The 248-nt window shown below is 43.5% G+C and carries 1 pseudogene; it reads right to left on the reverse strand.

The features are described 5' to 3' along the window. Window positions 1–248: pseudogene (locus CWB72_RS20445) on the reverse strand (extracellular solute-binding protein); the annotation flags it as partial.

Consider the following 248-nt stretch of genomic DNA (forward strand, 5'->3'; position numbering starts at 1 on the left):
GGGGTAGAAATGCCTTTTTTACGGAATAATGCGCGTGTCCTTATCGAAACACTGATCCATCGCTTATCATCATCCTTGAGTTCATGATTTACTGTTTGCCAATTTGTGATCTTGTCGATAGGACGCAGTAGTGCTTTGTAATCATGCAACTGAATTAGATCGGAGGTAAGCAACACATCGGCCTTTGAGTCGGCGCCATCGTCTTTGAGGCGCTCAAGCAATTGTGCTGATTTACCATTTACTAGGTT

It is taken from the genome of Pseudoalteromonas phenolica (assembly GCF_005886345.1).
Taxonomy (GTDB): Bacteria; Pseudomonadota; Gammaproteobacteria; order Enterobacterales; family Alteromonadaceae; genus Pseudoalteromonas; species Pseudoalteromonas phenolica_A.